Source organism: Candidatus Poribacteria bacterium (genome assembly GCA_021162805.1).
In the GTDB taxonomy this organism is placed as follows: domain Bacteria; phylum Poribacteria; class WGA-4E; order B28-G17; family B28-G17; genus JAGGXZ01.
Genome location: JAGGXZ010000222.1, coordinates 1 through 19407, shown reverse-complemented (window position 1 = coordinate 19407; position 19407 = coordinate 1). Strand labels below are relative to the sequence as shown.

Below are 19407 nucleotides of genomic sequence, written 5' to 3'. Positions count from 1 at the left end.
CTCAGCAGCGGAACCTTCATCTCACCTCCTGTGACCATAATGCAAATCTGCGAAATCCATGTACCTCTCCCAGTCATATTCGGTGAGAGCGTGTCCGCCTGAGCGGATGTGATAACCGATCCTACCCATTACGGGCGTATCAAGCGGAGGCATCCCATCCGCGGGAAGCCCATCGGTTCCCAGAAGTCTATAAACCGGATCGGCCGCCTTTGCGGCGAGAAATTCACCTCTTGGGTCCGCCCATAGATCCTCATCGGCGCTGGCGACATACACCGGTCGGGGAGCGATCAGAGCGATGAGCATGTGCTGATCTATCGGCAGTTCATCCTCCTTATCGTTGTATCGCTTGAAATTCTCGCAAAACCAGTGGGGGAAAGCCTTGTTTATCAATGTCACCGTTTCGCCAAATCGGCGACGGCTCAATGCCGCTCCGCCGCATCCTGAATCGTTGGATATAACGATGGCGAACCTTTCGTCCTGAGCTCCCGCCCACAACGCCGTTTTCCCAAGCCTGGAGTGACCTAAGACGGCAACGCGCTTCGAATCGATCTCCTCATCTAACTCGATATAATCCATCGCCCTGCTTAACCCCCAGGCCCATGCCCCTATAGCGCCCCATGCGTCGGCAGGACGTTCCTCGCCGAACGCTCTATCAAATGCGGCGAAAACTCCGTGATCGAGCGAGCCGGGAAAATCCGGGGCGATATCCCCATAGTAGATCGTCGCAAGCCCGTAACCGCGGGAGAGGATTCTCCCGAGGGGAAACGAGCTGGCATCCTGACCACGGCTGTTTTCATCCGGCATCATCGCCTCTCCGGTCCTTCGGTCAAAGATCGGTTTTACACGGATAGCTGAATCATCGCAGATCGCGTGATTGCCGTTGAAATTGAGGAGCAGGAAAAGAGGCACCGGACGGGGAATATCGTTAGGCAGATAGATGAGCAGATCCATGTTCGGTCCGTCGGCCTTGCCCGTGAAGCGGATTTGAACCTGTTTTCGGGTCGCTTTCCCGTCGAAGGCGTTTCTATCGTAGTCGAAGAGCTCAAAGCTCATCCCCTCCGGCCTGCCGATAGGCGCTCGCCCGTACATATGCGAGCGGAAGAGCTCAAGGATCTCAGGGCGGCGTTTCTCCCGCCAGATCTCCGGCGTGGTTACCTTCGTACCATCAAGGCAGGTGAGGAGATCCGGAAGTGTATATTTCGGCACTTTCGCCTCATCATAGATGACGTTAGGTTGCCTCTCGCTCAGCCTTTTAACCAGATCCGGTTTCGGTTGCCAGCCGATCCGCCCGCTACCAGCGAGTTGAGATGTGGCGGCGATAAACGTCAATGTCAACATATTACCCTCCTTAAAGCTCAAGTGACACGGATACCTTTTAGAGTGTAGCACACCGATTTCTCTCCGTCAATGTTCCGGGCGGGGCTGGATCAAAGATGTTTAGACGGAGAATTGACTTAGGCGAAGTATTGATTTATAATTTAGCTACCACGTCCTGGAGGTGTTCAGGTGAAGGTTCCCATCAGGTTCGGCAGGGGAGAGGTGCAGATCGAGATTCCGGATGAAAACCTCGGCGGAATTTTGAAGATGAATCCGGTTTCACCGATAGATGATCCTGTCTCCGCCGTATACACCGCCCTGCGACGTCCCATAAAAACTCCTCCGCTTTCGGAGCTTGCTAGGGGAAAAAGCTCCGCATGTGTGGTGATCTCCGATATAACCAGACCGGTACCGAATAGGATAATCCTGCCACCTATCCTGGAGACGCTTGAGAAAAGCGGAATCTCACGGGAGAGGATCGCAATCCTCATAGCAACCGGTATCCACCGGCCCAATCTGGGCGATGAGCTTAAGGAGCTGGTGGGTGAGGAGATCATGCGGAATTACAGGATCGTCAATCATTACTCCGGCAAACCCGAGACACACCTTTATCTGGGCAGGACGAAACGGGGCACGCCTGTATACCTCGATAGAACCTATCTGGAAGCTGATTTGAAAATACTTACCGGCCTGATAGAACCTCATCTGATGGCGGGTTTCTCCGGCGGCAGAAAGTCTATCTGCCCCGGCATATCCTCAGTGGAGACGATGAAATACGCCCACGGTCCGATGTTGCTGGAGGATGAGCGGGCCGCTCCGGGGATACTGGAGGGCAACCCCTTTCACGAGGAGGCCACGGAGGTGGCCATGATGGCTGGCGTGGATTTCATCCTCAACGTCACCATAGATGAGAAACGTCGGATAACGGGGGTATTCGCGGGGGATCTTGTGGAGGCCCATCTGGCCGGAGTAAGGTTCTGCGAAAAGGCCGTTAAGGTGGTGGTGGATGAGCCTGCTGATATCGTTGTCACATCTTCGGCGGGATATCCGCTGGATACCACCTTCTATCAGGCGATCAAGGGAGCCGTGGGTGTTCTGGACGTGGTTAAACCCGGCGGAACGATAATCCTTATAGCCGAATGCAGCGAGGGGATAGGCAGCGAGCCCTTCACAAAGCTTATGATCGAGACGAAAGACCTTGACAAATTCATACGAGACCTTTATGATCTGGATAAATTCGTCGTGGATCAGTGGCAGTTTGAGGAGCTGGTAAAGGTGCTGAGAAAAGCTGAGGTTTACTGTTACTCGACCGGGATAGATTACGAAACCCTGAAGGAACTCTTCGTCATTCCACTTCGTTCTCCGCAGGAAGGGCTCGATCGGGCGCTTGGAAAACATGGGTCCCGTGCCAGGGTATATGCTGTGCCGGAGGGACCATATGTCCTTCCAATGGTGAGGAGATGACCGAATGGAGGAGTTGATCCAACTTAAAGGATATAGAGGAGGATTGAGAGTCATAATAGATGAGGAGGTTCCTCTGGCCGAGGTGGAGATCGCTCTGATCAAAAAGCTCGAGGGTTTAGGGGACTTCATCGTCGGAAGTGCTATCACGCTGGATGCAGGCAAGAGAGCCCTTTCGGACGACGATATCCGAAGGCTTCAGAACGTGCTCCTCAGAAAGTTCGATGTGAGGATCCAGGGTATCATCTCCTCATCCACCAAGACGAGACGCCTGGCAGGAGTTCTCGATATACCCGCCTTTGAAAAGGCTGAGCCGGTTCGGAGCGAGGTGGCCGAGATGTTGGAGGAATTCCCGACGGCCAACGCCCGACTGGTCAAGCGAACTTTAAGGGCGGGACAGGAGGAGAGATTCCTGGAGGGTAGCGTGATTTTGATGGGAGATGTCAACCCGGGGGCGGATGTGATAGCCTCCGGCGATATCATCGTATTGGGCTCTCTCAGGGGAAGGGCCTTCGCCGGAGCACTGGGGGATAGATCCGCCGTAATAGCCGCCTTGAACTTCGATCCCGTCCAGATAAGGATCGCCGATTGCATAAGCATCCGACCGGAGGAGGGGGGAAGACGAAGGCGATTCCGATCGGCGATGGAGATCGCCAGAATCGAGGACGATAGGATCGTGGTCAGCAGATATAAGTGAAATTTATCCGATCAAGGAGGGGAGATAGAGTTCATGGGAAGATCTATCGTTATCACCTCAGGCAAAGGGGGTGTCGGCAAGACCACCGCCACCGCCAATCTGGGCACAGCCCTTGCCAAGATGGGAAAGAGCGTGGCTTTGGTGGACGCCGACATCGGACTGAGAAACCTGGACGTGGTTATGGGGCTTGAAAGCAGGGTGGTTTACACCTCGATGGACGTCATCGAGGGCAAGTGCGAGCTGAAAAAGGCGCTTGTCACCGACAGACGCATCCCAAACCTGAAGCTGCTCGCAGCGTCGCAGAAGGCCAACAAGGAGGATATCTCGCCCGAGCAGATGAAGGAGATCTGCGGAAAGCTTAAGGAGGAGTTCGATTACGTCCTGATAGACTCGCCGGCCGGTATCGAGAGGGGATTCAAAAACGCTGCAGCAGGGGCTGAGGAAGCGATCGTCATTACCACGCCGGACGTCGCCGCCGTCAGAGACGCCGATAAGATCATCGGACTGCTTCAAAATGAGGGTATTCAGAACCCGGGCCTGATCCTCAACAGGTTCTCCCCCCAAATGGTCAAAAAGGGAGATATGCTCAGCCAGGAGGATGTGCTTGAGATACTCGCCATAGAGCTTTTAGGGATCGTGCCCGAAGATAAGAACATCTTGATCTCATCTAACAGGGGGCTTCCGCTGATGTTGAATGCGAGCTCGATCGCCGCCGAGGCTTTCAGCAGGATAGCGAGAAAACTGGAGGGAGAAGAGGTGGATTTCCGGGATATCATCGAGCCCGAGGGTCTGATCGCTAAAATCAGAAGGTTCTTCGGCAAGAACGGAAGGGGGTGAACCTTGATACTCGACAGAATACTCAAGTTTCTCAGAAAACAGCCCGAAAGCCGACAGATCGCCAAGAGCAGGCTGAAACTGGTCATAATACAGGATAGAACGGGAGTCGATCCGGAGATAATAGATGTGCTGAAAGAGGAGATGTTGAAACTGCTATCGAAATACTTTGAGATAAACGTCGAAGGGGTTGAGGTCGACCTGCATAGGGAGGACGAGTCAGTAGCGCTCGTGGCTAACATACCGATTCTGAGCATGAAGACGAGGAAGATTCAGCCTGAGGAACCCGTCCAGGCCGAAAGCTGATCGGAGGCGAAATCGCACCAAAACCTCAGAAATCCCCTGACGAGCAACCTCACGAATTTACGGTTTTTATATCCTCCAAGCTTTCGAAGGTATCTCATCCATAGCTTCGGCCTGAGGTAAAATCGGATCTGTGCCTCCGAAGCCCTCCTTTTGAGATATTCGGAGGGAAATCGTCCCAATCCTCTGGCGCTGTCTGCGAGCACCTCTTCCTCATCCTCCCTTATCAACCCCTTATCCACCGCCTCGGCCCATAGATCCGATCCTCTCGCGTAATTGAGCACACTGAAGAAAACCACGTCGAGTGGAATCTCATAAGCGTATCTTACCGTCCGAGCCAGATGAGCTTCCGTCTCTATCGGAGCACCAAGTATGAAACTTCCGCTGGTGAAGATCCCATATCTATCGGCCAATTCCACCGCTCTGATCCCCTGTTCTACGGTCGTCCCCTTGCGATAGAAATCCAACACATCCTGGTTTCCAGATTCCAGACCGAAGGAGATCAAGACGAAACCGGCCTCTTTCATCTTGGCGAAAAGCTCGTCCGATGCCGTCGAGACCCTCCCTTGTGCTAGGATTGCCAACCTTATCCCGCGGGATATGATCCCATCCAATATCCTGTTAACCCTTCTGATATTGACCGTGAAATTGTCGTCCACTATGTAGAGCACGTGATATCCCTGTTGATAGATCCTCTCTATCTCATCTATGACGTTTTCGGCCGATCGCTCCCTATATCCGTCAAGCCTGAAGGCGGATCGGGTGCAGAAACGGCATCTGAAGGGGCAGCCTCGCGAGGTTACGATGGAAGCGCCCACGCCCGGATTTCTCAGCCCGAAGATCGTGTATAAGTCTTTTTCAGCGATTCCTCTTTCAGGTTCACGGAGTGAATCGAGGTCGAGGTTGGGCTGATATGGTCGGCCATGGCGTATTCGTCCGGCGCTATCCCTGAAGATCACGCCGGGACATCCCGAAAGCATCTCGTCGCGGCGGGGTTCAGGCTGTGTGAGGGCCTCGAAGATCTTCACAACTGTCAGCTCCGCTTCGCCGAACGCCACAAGGTCTGCCCCTTTAGGCAGATGGGGATGATATGGATCGAACTCCGGCCCGCCCAGGGCTATAGGGATAGAGGGATTTACCGATCTTATGATCTCGATAAGCCGGATGGCTTGATCTCTCGTGTAGCTCGTCACGGAGATCCCCACCGCATCAGCCCCGTTTAGCGACCGCTCAAGCCTCGATCGATCGAAACCTCCAGCGGAGAAATCCAGGAACTCCACCTGGAATCGCTCCTTCAGGTGGGCGGCGAGATATAGCGGGCCGAGCGGCGGAGCATAGCTCCGAATACGTGTGCCAAAGGCGCTTAAAGGCTCATCCACATCCGGGAAGATCAGCAACACCTTCATCATCTGTAGCTTACGGATCCAAGCTGAACGAAGAGTTAGATATCCGAGGAGGGATCCCTACCTTTCCCTTTCCTATCATGAGTGCCTGAGAGGATATAGCTAAATGCTCCTTTCATAGGCGTTACGTAGATAAGGCCGCATGAGCGGCGCAGCTCAACCTTACCGATAGGTTTACGGTTATAGTCAATAGCGGTGGCATCGGTCGCGTCGATGGCAAAGCCACATTTGGAGCCGTTGTAGAGGATAATTTCGCATCTGTTGTCACCGAGGATTCGGCAGACTCCGATGCCATTGCCCGCGGCTTTCGGCATTCGCACGAAGTGTCCGCGTCCGTCGATATATATGTAGGTTGGCGTTGCTGCGTAATCGAAGCGATGGCCATCTACATCAGCGCTGAGAACATCGATATCGCCGTCCTCGCTCCATCCGGCGTAGCCGTTCGGCGGTAGGTCCAGCTTACGACCGAAAGCCTCCACCTTCATGCGTTCTGTCTTATTGCCGTTGGCCGCCACGACGCAGCCGTTGGTATATCTGACGACGACCTGTGATCGCTTATAGGCCCCTGTGGCCACGGCCATGGTCGTGTCGAGAAGCCGTCCGTGCTCGTCGACATAACGGATCTCCCCAACGCTGGCTTGGGTATATCGGCTGGCGAGCTGCTGGATCATATAATAGCTCCGCAGGGCCTTATCGAAACCGCCACTCATCACCAGGAAACCCGGATGGCCGAAGGCTACGGTGGCGGCGAGGAACCGGTCGACATAAGCGTCGATGCCGCCGTACTCCTCCGGACCCTTACGCACATAGAACATCCCGGGGTTGCCCATACCGAAATTACAACATAGATCATGCAGGCGACGTAGATCGAAATCCACAAGCCACGGATTGTCGGCGATACGGTAATCCTGATCCTGAGCGTAGTTGCCATCGGTGAGACCACAGTACATGAAGTGGTGATTGCCCTCAGAGTACACGGGGCCGCCCCATGCCTTTTTCTGCAGCAGCATGATTTCGCCGAAGGAGTAGAACACCGCCGTGAAGGTTCCCGCGCCGGGGACACGGTGGTCATAATCCACACGACCCCATGGTGTCACGGCGGTATGTACGTCGCAATAAGCGGTGTTAAAGTGGAACTTATCCTGAATGATGGGAGCCAGCCTCTCACACATCTCCACGGCCCACGCGGGCTTCGGCGCGTAGCAGCGTGCCCAGGCCCGTTGAAGCTGATTGTCCGGCGTGCGCGAGACGCGGTTGATATCCCAGTATTCGTTGACCGGCGCGAAGTCGGTGAAGTTGTTGTACGGACCGTAGACGAAACCGAGCTTGTCAATCATGAAACGGGTGTACTCATACTGACCCTCATCGCCGCCTTTGCCCGGAGCGGCTTTGGTGCGAAATGTGAAGCTCTCGCCGCCGTCCCGCCACATGGTCTCGTGGTCGGTGACCACCATCTGCGTCATGCCATAGCGGTGAACGCGCGTCCAGTACCCCTTATCCCTCTCGCGGTTGCTAGCGCCATGAGCCCGCCAGACGCGCGTGCCGGTGATATGCTTCCACGGAGAAATCGGATTGGGGATGATCGGCAGAACCTCTTCGTAACGCGGAGCGATGGTGATGAAGAGGCGCTCATAGCAACCGTTACGTTCCCCATCGGTCTTGGGAATGTAGCGCGTGCCGCCGTTGTAGAGCACCTTGCCGTCCGAGATAACGTTCTGCGCCCAAACTGTGGAAGCGTTGGACAGATACCAGTCGATGGCGCCCGCCAGGAAAAGCGGTTTGTCTTCAGGTCCGAAAACGACCACCGCCGGTCGACCGGGGCTGTATACATAATACGGATTGGTCACCAGACGCGGGTTTTCAAGACCTTCAGCTGCTCCGAACCGCACCTCCCCCACATTTCCGCCCGGTGCCAGCACCTCAATGACCAGCGACTTGTTCCAGATACGATACCGATATGTCACCTCGGCCGAGACATTACCGGCCGAAAGGCGCCATTGGGAAACCACCACATCGCCTTCAATATGGCTGCCCAGATGATCGGCCTTCTCCGGCGCGACGGTCTCACCGCCGATGACGAGATAGACCCCACCGTCCACGCACGGCCTGATCGATCCCGGATATCCGCTCCAGTGAGCGCTGATATCGGAGAAGGTCCCTGTCCTCGGCTCAATACGGTAAATCAGCTCGCCGTCGTCACCGGAGTAGGTTAGCAGGAAAGCCCCCTCGCTCTCGATAACCCCTGTTGAAAAGTTCTTCGTCGTGTTCGGCGGAAGGATCGTCTCTTTCCGCGTCGGAAACGGAAGCCGGCCAGAGCCGGTGTTCGTCCCAACCGTTTGACCTGGGAACATATCGATCCCGCGTTTCGGCCGCGGCTTGAATTTCAGCGGAGGAAATTGTTCCACGAAAACCGCTAGGTTATCGAAATACAGCGATCGATCCTCTTTGTTATGTCCGTTTGTGATTCGGAAACCGAGGAATCTGCCTCCCTCGCGGACACGCTCGATCAGCTCCGGCGTCAGGCGACGGTGGACCAGGAACCACTCCTTCCATCGCACGCGCGTCATGTACACTTCGAAGGGCTTACCCTCAACATCCTCGAAGAGAGCGATCACATCGACCTGTGGCGTGGTGGGATCCGGTGCCCAGGCCCAGTTATTGCCGTATATCCATACCGTGACCGCATCGAACGGCCGATGGATTTCAATAGGATGTGGCGGCAGGATGGTCACCTCAGGATCAGCCCCGGCGGAACGGTAGGTAAGCTTACCCACGAAGCTATCCCATATCTGTTGTTCGTCTGTTCGCTCGAACTTCGCCACGGCGTCCTTGACCTTCACGTGCCAGCCCTCCAGGTTCTCAAAGTCAACCAGAGGTGGATGATCATCCTGATACCGCCCGGCCCAGTCGAGCTCATATGGTCTCTTGCTCACAACCTCACCTCCATACCGTATCAACGTATTATGATACACGGTCAAAGCCGCATATACCGGCAGCCCAACTAAAAGGGTTAAAAGGACGCTGAGCAGCGTTCGCTGATGTCTCAGAGACATAACCAATCTTCTTTCCGCTTATTTAGTTCGCTCTTATTTCCCTTGAGTGTAGTGGTTATCCATGAGGAGGAGCGAGGTGAAGGGAAATCCGTTGCACGTTCAACGTTTAACGTTGTAACGTTTTCTACTCCTAGTTCCTCTCTCTGCTACACAATATGAGCGGTCTTTTTTGTCTCTCGACTCTTGACTCTCGACCATCCTCTGGGCTGAGCTTCGGCGGAAGTTCGAACAAAGGATTAAGAAGGACGTGGTCATACCTGGCGGTTCGACCTCGTCAGATAGGTTCGCAATTAGTTAACAATTTCCGCATTTTCCTTATTTCACCACAGCAATGCGTCGATCGATTCGGCCAATTGCTCATCCTCGAACTTCTTCAGCGTTATCGCCTTGCCGAAACAGGCCGCCGCGCACACACCGCATCCGTGACATTCCGCCGGCTCTATCTCCACAACGCTCTTTTCCTCGTTGAATTTCGGCACCTGATAGGGACACGCGCTGACGCATGCCAGACATCCGACGCACTTAAGAGGATTGACGACGGCGACCATGCTCTCCACCGGAAGCTCATCCTTGCTCAAAACGGTCGCTGCTCTGGACGCGGCCGCCATCGCCTGTGCCATGCTCTCATCCAGGAACATCGGCGAATGGGCCATCCCACAGACATATACGCCCTGAGTGGCGAACTCCACCGGCTTGAGCTTGACATGTGCCTCCATGAAGAAACCGTCCTCATCTATCGGCACGCTGAAGATCTTGCTCAACCGCTTTGCCTCCCCATCGCTGACCACCGCCGCGCTCAGGATGATATAGCTCGCCTCGATCTCACCCTCGACCCCGGAGTTCAGATCACGATAGCTCACCCTGATGATATCGCCCTCGTCCCGTAAGGAGGGCTTGTGTTCATCATCGTATCTGAGGAAGATCACGCCTCGCCGTCGGGCCTCCCTGTAGAACTCCTCCCGGAATCCGAAGGTTCGGACGTCCTTATAGAGTATGTAGACCGGGAGGTCGGGATACATCTTTGTGAGCTTAAGGGCGTTTTTGATCGCCACCGAGCAGCATATCCGGCTGCAGTAGTTCCTCTCCTCGTTCCTACACCCGACACACTGGATCATGACCACCGGCCTTTTCGGCCTCTCCATCCGGCCCGAGGCCAGCCTCTCCTCGAACTCCCTCTGGGTCATGACCCTCTCCGACTCACCGTAGAGATATTCATTCGGCCTGTATTCCTCGGCTCCCGTGGCGATTATCGTCACTCCGTGGCTTATCTCGATCGGCTCGTCCGGATTTTCCCTGGGGGCGATTCGGCTTTTGAAGTTACCGACGAACCCCTCGGCGTCGATCAGCTCACATCCCATGTGCAGGGAGATCAACGGATGGCTCTTGACCCTGTCGATCATATCCTCCAGCAGGTGATGCGGATCGGTATCATCGAGGAGGTATCTGAGATGTCTGAGATTGCCTCCCAGCTCGTCCTTCCGTTCCACCAGATGGACGGGGAATCCCTGATCGGCCAACGCCAGGGCGGCGGTCATACCGGCGGGACCGCCTCCTATCACCAGCGCCGATTTCGTGACGGGCAGTTTGATCTCCTCCAAGGGTTCCAGCAGCCGAGCCTTAGCGACGGCCGCCGCCACCAACTCCTTGGCCTTTTCCGTCGCCCTATCGGGTTCGTGCATGTGCGGCCATGAACATTGATCCCGTATGTTCGCCATTTCAAATAGATATCTGTTCAGCCCCGCCTCACGGATGGCGTTCTGGAAGACCGGCTCATGCGTCCTGGGGGTGCAGGAGGCGACCACCACCCTCGTGAGGTTCATCTCCTCGACGGCCTGGCGGATGCGTTTCAACCCGTCCGGCGAGCAGGCGTAGAGGAGGGTTTCCGCCAGGACCACGTTTTCGAGTTTCGAGGCATGCTCCGCCACCTCCTTGACGTCCACCACGCCGGCGATGTTGTTGCCACAGTGACAGACGAAGACGCCGATCCTGGGCGGCTCGCCCCGGATATCCCTTTCAGGCGGATACTCCCGCCTTCTGATCATCGTTCCACGGCTTTCCGAAAGCATCCGGGCGGCCATACACGCCGCTGCTCCCGCCTGAACCACGCTGGAGGGTATGTCCTGAGGTTCAACCGCCGCCCCGCAGGCGAAGATCCCCTGCCGACTCGTCTCAGTCGGCGCGTATCGATCTACGCTTATGAATCCGAACTCGTTAAGATCAACTCCTAGCTTTTCAGCCAGATCGGAGATCCCCTTTGGAGGTTCCAATCCCACCGATAGGACGACCATATCGAACTCCTCTTCGATCACCTCGCCCGAATCATCCACATATCGTATCAGCAGGTTTCCCGTGCGTTTGAGCTCCTTGACCGATGAGATCATCCCCCTGATGAATCTGACGCCGAACTCCTCCTGCGCCCTGCGATAGTATCTCTCATATCCTTTGCCATGTGCGCGCATGTCTATGAAGAAGATGGTCGGTTCCAGGGAGGGGAGGTGTTCCCTTGCGATGATCGCCTGTTTGGTCGCGTACATGCAGCAGACGGAGGAGCAGTAGGGATTACCACGTCCGGTCACATCACGCGAGCCGACGCACTGGATGAAGGCGATCTTCTTAGGCTCCCTCCCGTCACCGGGTCTGATCACATGTCCGTTTGTGGGGCCCGACGCGCTGAGATATCTTTCGAACTCGGCGGAGGTTATCACGTTGGGATATCTGCCATATCCGTATTCGCCGCGGAGTTTAGCGTCGAAGGTGGAGTATCCTGGCGCGAGTATAATCGCCCCCACCTCCAGGTCGAGGGTCCGTGGGGTCTGATCGTGTTCTATCGCCTCGGCTTGACATACTTGGACGCATTGCATGCACTCGGAGCAGATGCCGCAGTTGAGGCATCTTTTGGCCTGTTCTATGGCGGTCCGCTCGTCGAATCCGAGCTGGACCTCATCGAAGGATCTGATCCTGTCGGCGGGTGAAAGCCTCGGGATATCGGCTCTAGGGGATTCGTACGGTTCGGTGGGAGGCAGAACCTCCTCCTCTATCGGCGGCAGGTCCCTGGTTTTGAGCTCCCATTGAAACGGCTCTCCCATCTCCTCGCCGTTGAGATATCTGTGAATGGCCCTGGCAGCCCTCTTGCCCTGGGCGATGGCATCCGTCACGGTGGCCGGACCGGTGACGATGTCGCCTCCGGCGAACAGCTTCGGCACCCCTGTCCACAGGGTTTTCGGATCGACATCTATGAACCCGTTTCTGGAGAGCCTGATATCGGGTATCTCCAACATAAACTCGCCATCGGGCCGCTGTCCTATGGCGAGGATCACCACATCCGCCTCGACCCTGTATTCCGATCCGGGGATGGGAACGGGACGGCGCCTGCCGCTCTCATCCGGTTCTCCCAGCTCCATCCTGATGCATTCCATCTCCCGGACCTTGCCGTATCGGCCGATGAACTTCAGCGGCGCCGTGAGGAATTCAAACCTGATGCCCTCCTCCTCGGTTTCCCTCAGCTCCCATTCATCCGCCGGCATCTCGCGGCGCGATCGACGGTAGTAAACCGTCACCTCTTTAGCGCCAAGGCGAATCGAAGTTCGGGCGGCGTCCATCGCGACGTTCCCCCCGCCGATCACGGCGACCCTAGCATTGCGGATCAACGCGCGGGGGAATCGGTTAAGGTTGACCTGTCTTAAAAAGTCCACAGCCTCTATCACATTTCGAAGGTTCTCGCCCTCGACGCCCAATTTCCTGCCATGGTGGGCGCCGGCGGCGATAAATACGGCATCATACTCCTCCACGAGCCGACGAAGCGGTATGTCCTGGCCGACCCGCGTATTGAGCTTTATCTCCACCCCTTTGCGGGCTATGAGCTCTATCTCCTTGTTCAGTATCTCCTTTGGCAGCCGATACTCCGGTATTCCCACGGCCAACATCCCACCTGCCACCGGGAGCGCCTCGAAGACCGTGACGGAGTGGCCCAGCATCGCGAGGTCGTTGGCGGCGGATAGTCCCGCCGGGCCCGATCCAACGATCGCCACACTCCTGCCGGAGGAATTGGGACGTTCGGGCATCGGCTCAAGCCGCTCGGCAAGTCCGTTCTTGAAAACCCAGTCCGTCACAAACCTCTTGAGAAACTGAATCGGCACCGCCTCGTCTATCCTGTTCCGCAGACACGCCTCCTCACAGGGATGATGACACACCCTGCCACAGATGGAGGGGAAGGGATTAACCTCCTTGTTGATCCTGTAGGCCTCCTCGAACTTACCCTGGGCGATCATGGCGATGTAGCCTTGAACGTTGGTGTGGATGGGACAGGCCGATCTGCACCGGGGAACATCCTCCTTGCTGATGGCGAAGGCCGCCGGAACGGCTTGAGGGTAACGTTTGTAGATCGCCCTGCGCCGGTTTATACCGAGGTTGAACTCGTCCGGAACTTCGACGGGACAGACCTCCAAGCACTTGCCACAGGCGTTACATCTCTCGAGATCGACGAACCTTGGTCTTTGGAGCAGCTTGACGCTGAACCGGCCGGGCTTACCTTCGACCGATAATAGATCGGCGTTTGTGATGATCTGAACGTTTTCGTTTCGGGCGAGATCTATGAGTCGGGGGGACATGATGCACATGGAGCAGTCGTTGGTCGGAAAGGTCTTATCCAGTCCCGCCATCATGCCGCCGATGGCGCTTTCCCTTTCAACGAGATATACGAAATACCCCTGCTCTGAAAGGTCCATAGCGGCCTGCATCCCGGCTATCCCGCCGCCTATGACCATAACCGAGCCGATCATCTTTTCCCCTGGAGTCTGACCGGAATCATATGTCTTTTGAACCATCTCTCAGGATCCAGTCCGAGAGCCATTCCCACGAGCTCGGTGATGTAAAGAACAGGCATGGTCTGGATGCCGAACCGCTTGACGGCGGCTTTTTGTCTGCCATCCAGGTTGGCGTGACACATCGGACAAGCCACTGAGATACAATCCGCTCCGGCCTCATGGGCCATCTCGATCAATCTGGCGACCAGCTTCAGGACCAGATCGGTTCTGGCTATCGACAGCCCCGCTCCACAACAGTCCGTTTTGAACGACCAATCCAGGGCTTCACAGCCGATGGCGCGCACTATATCGTCCATCATCTTTGGGTTTTCGACGTCGTCGAAGCTCACAACGTCCGGGGGTCTCACGAGCAGGCATCCGTAATAGCAGACCACCTTCAATCCGAGCTTCTTTTGAACCGATCGTTTGATCCTCTCCAGAAGAGGAGGGCTTGCCAGCACTTCAATAAGATGTCGCACGCCGATCGAGAGCGGTTTCCCGTCGAGGAACTTCGCCCGGAGCGACTCGTCCTCAGCTAACTGCACGGCGGTCATCTTTTCCCTATTGAAACAGGCGGCGCATGGCGCCAGCATATCAAGTCCCATCCGATCGGCTATCCTGAGATTCCGGGCGGGCAGGGCGAGGGCGAGGGTGGAATCGAGGCTGTGAGCGGATGTGGCGCCGCAACAGTTCCAGTCCGGAATCTCAACCAGCTCCACGCCGAGCGCCTTACATATCTCCCTCGTCGATTCATCGAACTCCCTGGCCGAGGATTCAAGTGAGCATCCGGGGAAATAGGCGAATCTCAGTTTCCCCTCGCTCATCCCTTCTCTCCTTTCACCGACTCGATGAGCTCCCTGTAGTCCTTTCCCTTAACCCTGGACGGCAAGAGTTTAAGCTTCCCCCTGAGGAACATCCCCGCTCCCAGCATCAAGTCCGAGAACAGGTCCTTCGTCCTCAGCTTGTATCCCATGATCAGCCCTACCTCATGCATCCTCCCCTTTCTCCTGAGCTCTTTAAGGAAGGTTCTATGGAAGGTTTCGATCCTCCTTTCGGGTATCTCGATCTCCTTTTCGAGCGCGAGCTGTTTGCAGAAATCCATCACGGGGGCCATGTTTATGTCGTTCGGGCATCTTGCCCCGCAGGTCTCACAGCCTGTGCAGATCCAGATCATCGATGAGAAGAGGACCTTGTCCGTTTTACCCAGTTGTAAGAGTCTGACGATCTGGCTGACGGTATAGTCGGCCGAGTCGGCCACGGGACACCCTGATGAGCATTTGCCGCACTGGAAGCAGAGCGCCAGATCCTGTCCCGTTTCCTCATTTATGCGCCTGAGGATATCCTCCATTTCTCGATTCTCCCTGAAATACACCTGTCGGATGGTCCGATTGGTTTTGAATCCTTAAATCTACCCTTCCGTTTTAGCGATTCCCACACTACCCCTTCCTGTGCGTTTGGCATTGGCAAGCGCCTGGAGGGCGGCTTTTATAAGCTGATCGCCGCTAAATATGGAGGAGGAAGGCATAGAAGCTATCCCAACACAGCAGGTTACCGATATCTCCACGTCAAACTCATATATTCTTTTCTCCCCGATCAGGGTGACGATTCTCTCCCCGATCGCCTTTGCGCCCTCCAATCCCGTTTCAACCGCCAGTATAGCAAACTCATCTCCCCCATATCTGGCCGCTATATCTGAGATCCTGATAGCATGTGAGAGAAGCTTGGCGAATTCCACCAGGACGGCATCCCCTATCGGCCCGCCGTAGGTCTCATTTATCTCCTCCAGGTTGTCTATGTCGAAGATGAGGAGCGAAAGCGGTCTGTTATATCTCTGGGATCGGCTGACCTCCTCCTGAAGCCGTTGGAGAAAGAATCTTCTGTTGTAGAGCCCCGTCAACGGGCAGGTTATTGAACTGGCTTCCAACTCCTCAGCCAATGCCTCATACTCCTCATCGGCCTTCGCCTTTTGAATCCTGATGGCCAAAAGAGATGAGGTGACTTTTAGCAGTTTCTCCTCCTCGGTCGATAGGGATTTAGGCTTGGGATAGTAGTACGTCAGAACTCCTAGGGTTGATCCATATGCGATCAGAGGAAGCGAGGTAAGGGAGATGTATCCTCCCTCTGAGGCCCTGACGTCATCCACCCTGGGATCGGAGTGAACATCCTCGATATGTATAATAGATCTAGTCGTGACGACATCTCTGATATACCTGGGGGTATTGCTGAACTCATACTCATCCCCCTCCCTGAAACTCCCCTCTTTAAGAAATCCCCTTGCCATGACCACCTCAAAGGTGATCATCGTCGGATCGAGCGTGCAAAGCGTACATTTATCGGCTCCGATTATCTCAAGAGGAGCAAGCGCCAGCTCCTCTTGGACCTTGAAAAGGGGATCGCTCGAAACCGCCATTTGAACTAAATCGAAATATAGATCTCTCGCGTCAGACATAATCTCCCGACCTCAACGTTTTATCGAGATAAATCTTTCATCCACCGAGACCACCGTTCCGGAGATAGAAGCATGAATCCTCGCTCCCAGGTCGCCCTCAGGGATCTCGCCTATCGGCTGACCGAACTTCACCTTCTGACCGACTCGAACTATAGGTATGGCAGGTGCTCCGATGTGTTGCTTGAGCGGAATTTTGACATGTTCAGGTTCATACTGGAAATCGGCCATCGGAGCTGGAGAGTCGAACTCCTTCAATCCTAAGCTCAAAAGCAACCTGCCGGTGGGCACTTTCCTGTAATCCCTGAAAGGCGAAGGCTTGAGTTCTGAACGTCGGTGAGGGTTCTTAACCCCTGCCTCTGAGAGCCTGCGCTTGAGCATGACGTTCACCTCACGTGGGAGGAGATCTAACGGGCAGATGAAGTCGCACAGCCCACATTCAGAGCAGAGGAAGGCGTTCGTGTAGGAGCTGATATCGATCATACTCGAAAGTGCCATCGCTCGCATCGTGCGGCTGGGATATATCTCGTGTCCGAGCAGATTCCGGGGACAGATATCGGTGCACATATTGCAGTGACAACATATCATCGAGAACTTAAGTGCCGTTCGATCTTCCGCTATCAATTTTCGCACCCATCTGTGATCCCTGGGCAGGAGCAGCACTCCGTTTGTGGTCTTGGTGATCGGCGACGATGGGTCCTCCACAACTTTCCCCATCATCGGACCGCCGTCCAGCAGGATGTAATTCTCAACCGTCGCTCCTCCCGCCAGCTCTATCGCCTCAGCATAGCTGATGCCGACAGGGAGTTTCATCGTAAGCGGTTTTGCAACGGTTCCCGTGACGGTGACGAGTTTATGTGTCACGGGTATTCCCTCGATAGCGTTTGCGATGTTGTAGAGAGTTTCGACGTTGTTGACCAAGGTTCCCACTTGAAGCGGTATGCCGCCTTCGGGTATCACCCTTCCTGTGATCTCATATACCAGCGAGAACTCATCACCGGCGGGATAGAAATCCTGAAGTTCGAAGATTTCCAATCCCTCGTATCCGGTCATTGCCTCCTTGAGAGCCGTCTTCGCCTCGGCGTATTTGGCCTTGATGCCTACGATCCCGCGCTCGGCGCCGGTGTGGCGCACAACAGCCTGGAGTCCCTCGATTATCCTCTGAGGTTCGGCTTTCATGAGGTGTTGGTCCCCGTGCAGCAGTGGCTCACACTCCGACCCATTGGCTATAACGGTATCGACCTTAGCATCTATCTTGACATGGGTGGGAAATCCGGCGCCACCGGCTCCAACGACGCCTGCTTCCCTTACCAGATCGACCAGCGACGGCACCTTAACCCCCCTAGCCTCTTATGGCGTCAACGGCGGCCTGGACGGCGGATGTGTCGCCGAAAATCGCCATGACGATTATCTGCTGGGGGCAATTTCCGATAACTTCCTCGACGATCACGTTCGCCGCCTTTTCGGCTTTATCGGCGGCGGCGAATATCTCCGCCAACGGCCCCTGTATCAGCGCCACGGCACCCCATCTCCTGGACTCTATGACCTCCCTCTCCTGCGCCTCCAGATATCTCATCCTTCTGCATAGCCGCCTGATGGTGCCCTCAGTAGGAGCGTTTATCATCTCCACCCTGATCGCCATCTCAGATCAGCCTCCTGCCCTCTTTGGTCACGATCTGTATTCCCTTTTCACGGGCGGCATCCTTCGCCAACGGGGTGATGATGACGGGATTTGGAACCAGGAGCTGTTTAACCTGTGGGGATAGCGACTCTATAAAGGAGGCTGTCACGACCGGTTTGCCCCGTTGACCTTCCGGTTTGAACTCGACCGTTTCCACAATCGGCTCCCTCTCCTCCACCGCTACCTCCTCGGACGGTGAGAATATGCTTCCATCCGGGAGGATTATCTCCACGGCCTCGCCTCCCTGCAGCCCCGCTGCGTTCCCCTCGTCGGTGTCGAGGTGGAGCTGGAGCAAGACATTTTCGCCTATCTTGAGCCTGACGTTCTCGAATGTCAGTCCTCTCTCGCCGGGGACCCTGACGGAGACGAGATCCTGAGAGGTGAGTCCCATTCTCTCGGCATCTTCAACGGGCATATGGATATGCCTGGCAGCTATGATGGCGCCGTGTTCGAGGAAGATCGATCCTTTGGGTCCGACGATAGTGATCGGGGCGGCATCATCCAAATCGCCCGAATCCCTCACGGGCGGATCAAGCCCAAGCCTCACGGCATCCGTTCGGGCGAGCTCCACCTGCGTGTAATCCCTCAGGGGACCTAGGATCCGAACCCTTTCTATCGCCCCCCTCGGCCCGACTATGGTGACGGTTTCTTTCGCTGCGAAATTCCCTGGCTGGTAGAGATCGACATGATGTGTCAGCTGCGCTCCTCCTCCGAAGAGAACTTCCAGATGTTCGGGTGTGATGTGAATATGGCGGGCGGAGATGCCGACTGGAACCTTATGCCTCTGTGCGACAAGATCACAAGCGCGGACGGTTGAACATGATCTTGTCGCACAAAAGCCGCAGGAGATACAAAGCTCCTCTAAAACCCTCTCCGTGATGAGTTCGACCAGTTCTGCCTCACGCATCGTTTATCAGTCTGTCATCTCGCCCATGCTCTCAAGCATTCTGCTCACTTCCGCATGCGGCCTGGGGATGACGTGGACGGAGATAAGCTCGCCGACACGTCTGGCCGCCTCGGCACCGGCCTGAGTGGCGGCCTGAACGGCTCCTACATCGCCTCTGACCATGACGGTCACCAGTCCACCGCCCACCTTTTCACAGCCTACAAGTGTGACGTTGGCAGCCTTGACCATAGCATCGGCTGCCTCAATGCTGGCGACAAGACCCCTCGTCTCAATCAATCCCAGAGCATCTCCCATTGAAATCCTCCAGACATAGCTTGCCGGTTTTGTGCGATTCAAGTATACATCAAAAGCTCTTGAAAGTCAACAGTCCCGAAAGCAGGACTTCGCAAAAACTTTTGAAGAATGCAGATGGGGAAAGGCTTAGATGGTGTAAGTGATTCAAAGGAAATTCGCGCTCTAATCTATCGCGAATTTGCTCAAAAACCCTTATGCTGCCTAGATTT

At 55.5% G+C, this 19407-nt stretch carries 15 protein-coding genes; 4 read left to right on the top strand and 11 right to left on the bottom strand.

Annotated features, from left to right (window positions below; genetic code table 11):
- Window positions 1-21: 21 nt before the first annotated feature.
- Entirely contained in the window at window positions 22-1338 is a 1317-nt protein-coding gene (locus J7M22_18200) for an acetylxylan esterase (GenBank protein MCD6508538.1), read from the bottom strand.
- A 168-nt stretch (window positions 1339-1506) separates the two neighbouring features.
- Between J7M22_18200 and larA the strand changes: the two genes are divergently transcribed.
- The 4 genes from larA to minE are packed head-to-tail and all read left to right on the top strand — an operon-like array spanning window position 1507 to window position 4615.
- Window positions 1507-2781 (top strand): nickel-dependent lactate racemase, encoded by a 1275-nt coding sequence (gene larA / locus J7M22_18195; protein ID MCD6508537.1) that lies wholly within the window; start codon window positions 1507-1509, stop codon window positions 2779-2781.
- Between the two features lie 4 nt (window positions 2782-2785).
- The gene (gene minC / locus J7M22_18190) at window positions 2786-3475 is read left to right on the top strand and encodes a septum site-determining protein MinC (GenBank protein ID MCD6508536.1); all 690 of its coding nucleotides are present in this window, start codon (window positions 2786-2788) and stop codon (window positions 3473-3475) included.
- Between the two features lie 33 nt (window positions 3476-3508).
- Window positions 3509-4312: a septum site-determining protein MinD gene (gene minD / locus J7M22_18185; GenBank protein ID MCD6508535.1), complete on the top strand. Its 804-nt coding sequence runs from the start codon at window positions 3509-3511 to the stop codon at window positions 4310-4312.
- 3 nt (window positions 4313-4315) lie between these two features.
- Entirely contained in the window at window positions 4316-4615 is a 300-nt protein-coding gene (minE, locus tag J7M22_18180) for a cell division topological specificity factor MinE (protein ID MCD6508534.1), read from the top strand.
- Here the strand turns inward: minE and J7M22_18175 are convergent.
- From J7M22_18175 to J7M22_18130, 10 genes are all read right to left on the bottom strand, one after another.
- Window positions 4582-6012 carry a B12-binding domain-containing radical SAM protein gene (locus J7M22_18175; protein ID MCD6508533.1) on the bottom strand — a complete coding sequence of 477 codons (1431 nt, stop codon included), beginning with the start codon at window positions 6010-6012 and terminating at the stop codon, window positions 4582-4584. The genes minE and J7M22_18175 overlap by 34 nt on opposite strands.
- A gap of 41 nt (window positions 6013-6053) precedes the next feature.
- Complete coding sequence (locus tag J7M22_18170) at window positions 6054-8948, bottom strand: hypothetical protein (protein MCD6508532.1); 2895 nt, start codon at window positions 8946-8948, stop codon at window positions 6054-6056.
- 440 nt (window positions 8949-9388) lie between these two features.
- Window positions 9389-13891 (bottom strand): FAD-dependent oxidoreductase, encoded by a 4503-nt coding sequence (locus J7M22_18165; GenBank protein MCD6508531.1) that lies wholly within the window; start codon window positions 13889-13891, stop codon window positions 9389-9391.
- A complete protein-coding gene (locus J7M22_18160) occupies window positions 13843-14679 on the bottom strand; it encodes a CoB--CoM heterodisulfide reductase iron-sulfur subunit B family protein (protein MCD6508530.1) in 837 nt (278 codons plus the stop codon). The genes J7M22_18165 and J7M22_18160 overlap by 49 nt, the downstream gene beginning before the upstream one ends.
- A gap of 11 nt (window positions 14680-14690) precedes the next feature.
- Window positions 14691-15218, bottom strand: a complete 528-nt coding sequence (locus J7M22_18155) for a 4Fe-4S dicluster domain-containing protein (GenBank protein ID MCD6508529.1) — start codon at window positions 15216-15218, stop codon at window positions 14691-14693.
- Window positions 15219-15278: 60 nt separating this feature from the next.
- Window positions 15279-16319, bottom strand: coding sequence for a GGDEF domain-containing protein (locus J7M22_18150; GenBank protein MCD6508528.1), 1041 nt, complete (start codon window positions 16317-16319; stop codon window positions 15279-15281).
- 12 nt (window positions 16320-16331) lie between these two features.
- Window positions 16332-17648 (bottom strand): 4Fe-4S dicluster domain-containing protein, encoded by a 1317-nt coding sequence (locus J7M22_18145; protein MCD6508527.1) that lies wholly within the window; start codon window positions 17646-17648, stop codon window positions 16332-16334.
- Between the two features lie 10 nt (window positions 17649-17658).
- Complete coding sequence (locus J7M22_18140; protein ID MCD6508526.1) at window positions 17659-17958, bottom strand: BMC domain-containing protein; 300 nt, start codon at window positions 17956-17958, stop codon at window positions 17659-17661.
- Between the two features lies 1 nt (window position 17959).
- On the bottom strand, window positions 17960-18904 hold the full coding sequence (gene pduL / locus J7M22_18135) for a phosphate propanoyltransferase (GenBank protein ID MCD6508525.1): 945 nt from the start codon (window positions 18902-18904) through the stop codon (window positions 17960-17962).
- Between the two features lie 6 nt (window positions 18905-18910).
- Window positions 18911-19198, bottom strand: coding sequence for a BMC domain-containing protein (locus tag J7M22_18130; GenBank protein ID MCD6508524.1), 288 nt, complete (start codon window positions 19196-19198; stop codon window positions 18911-18913).
- Between the last annotated feature and the right edge of the window lie 209 nt (window positions 19199-19407).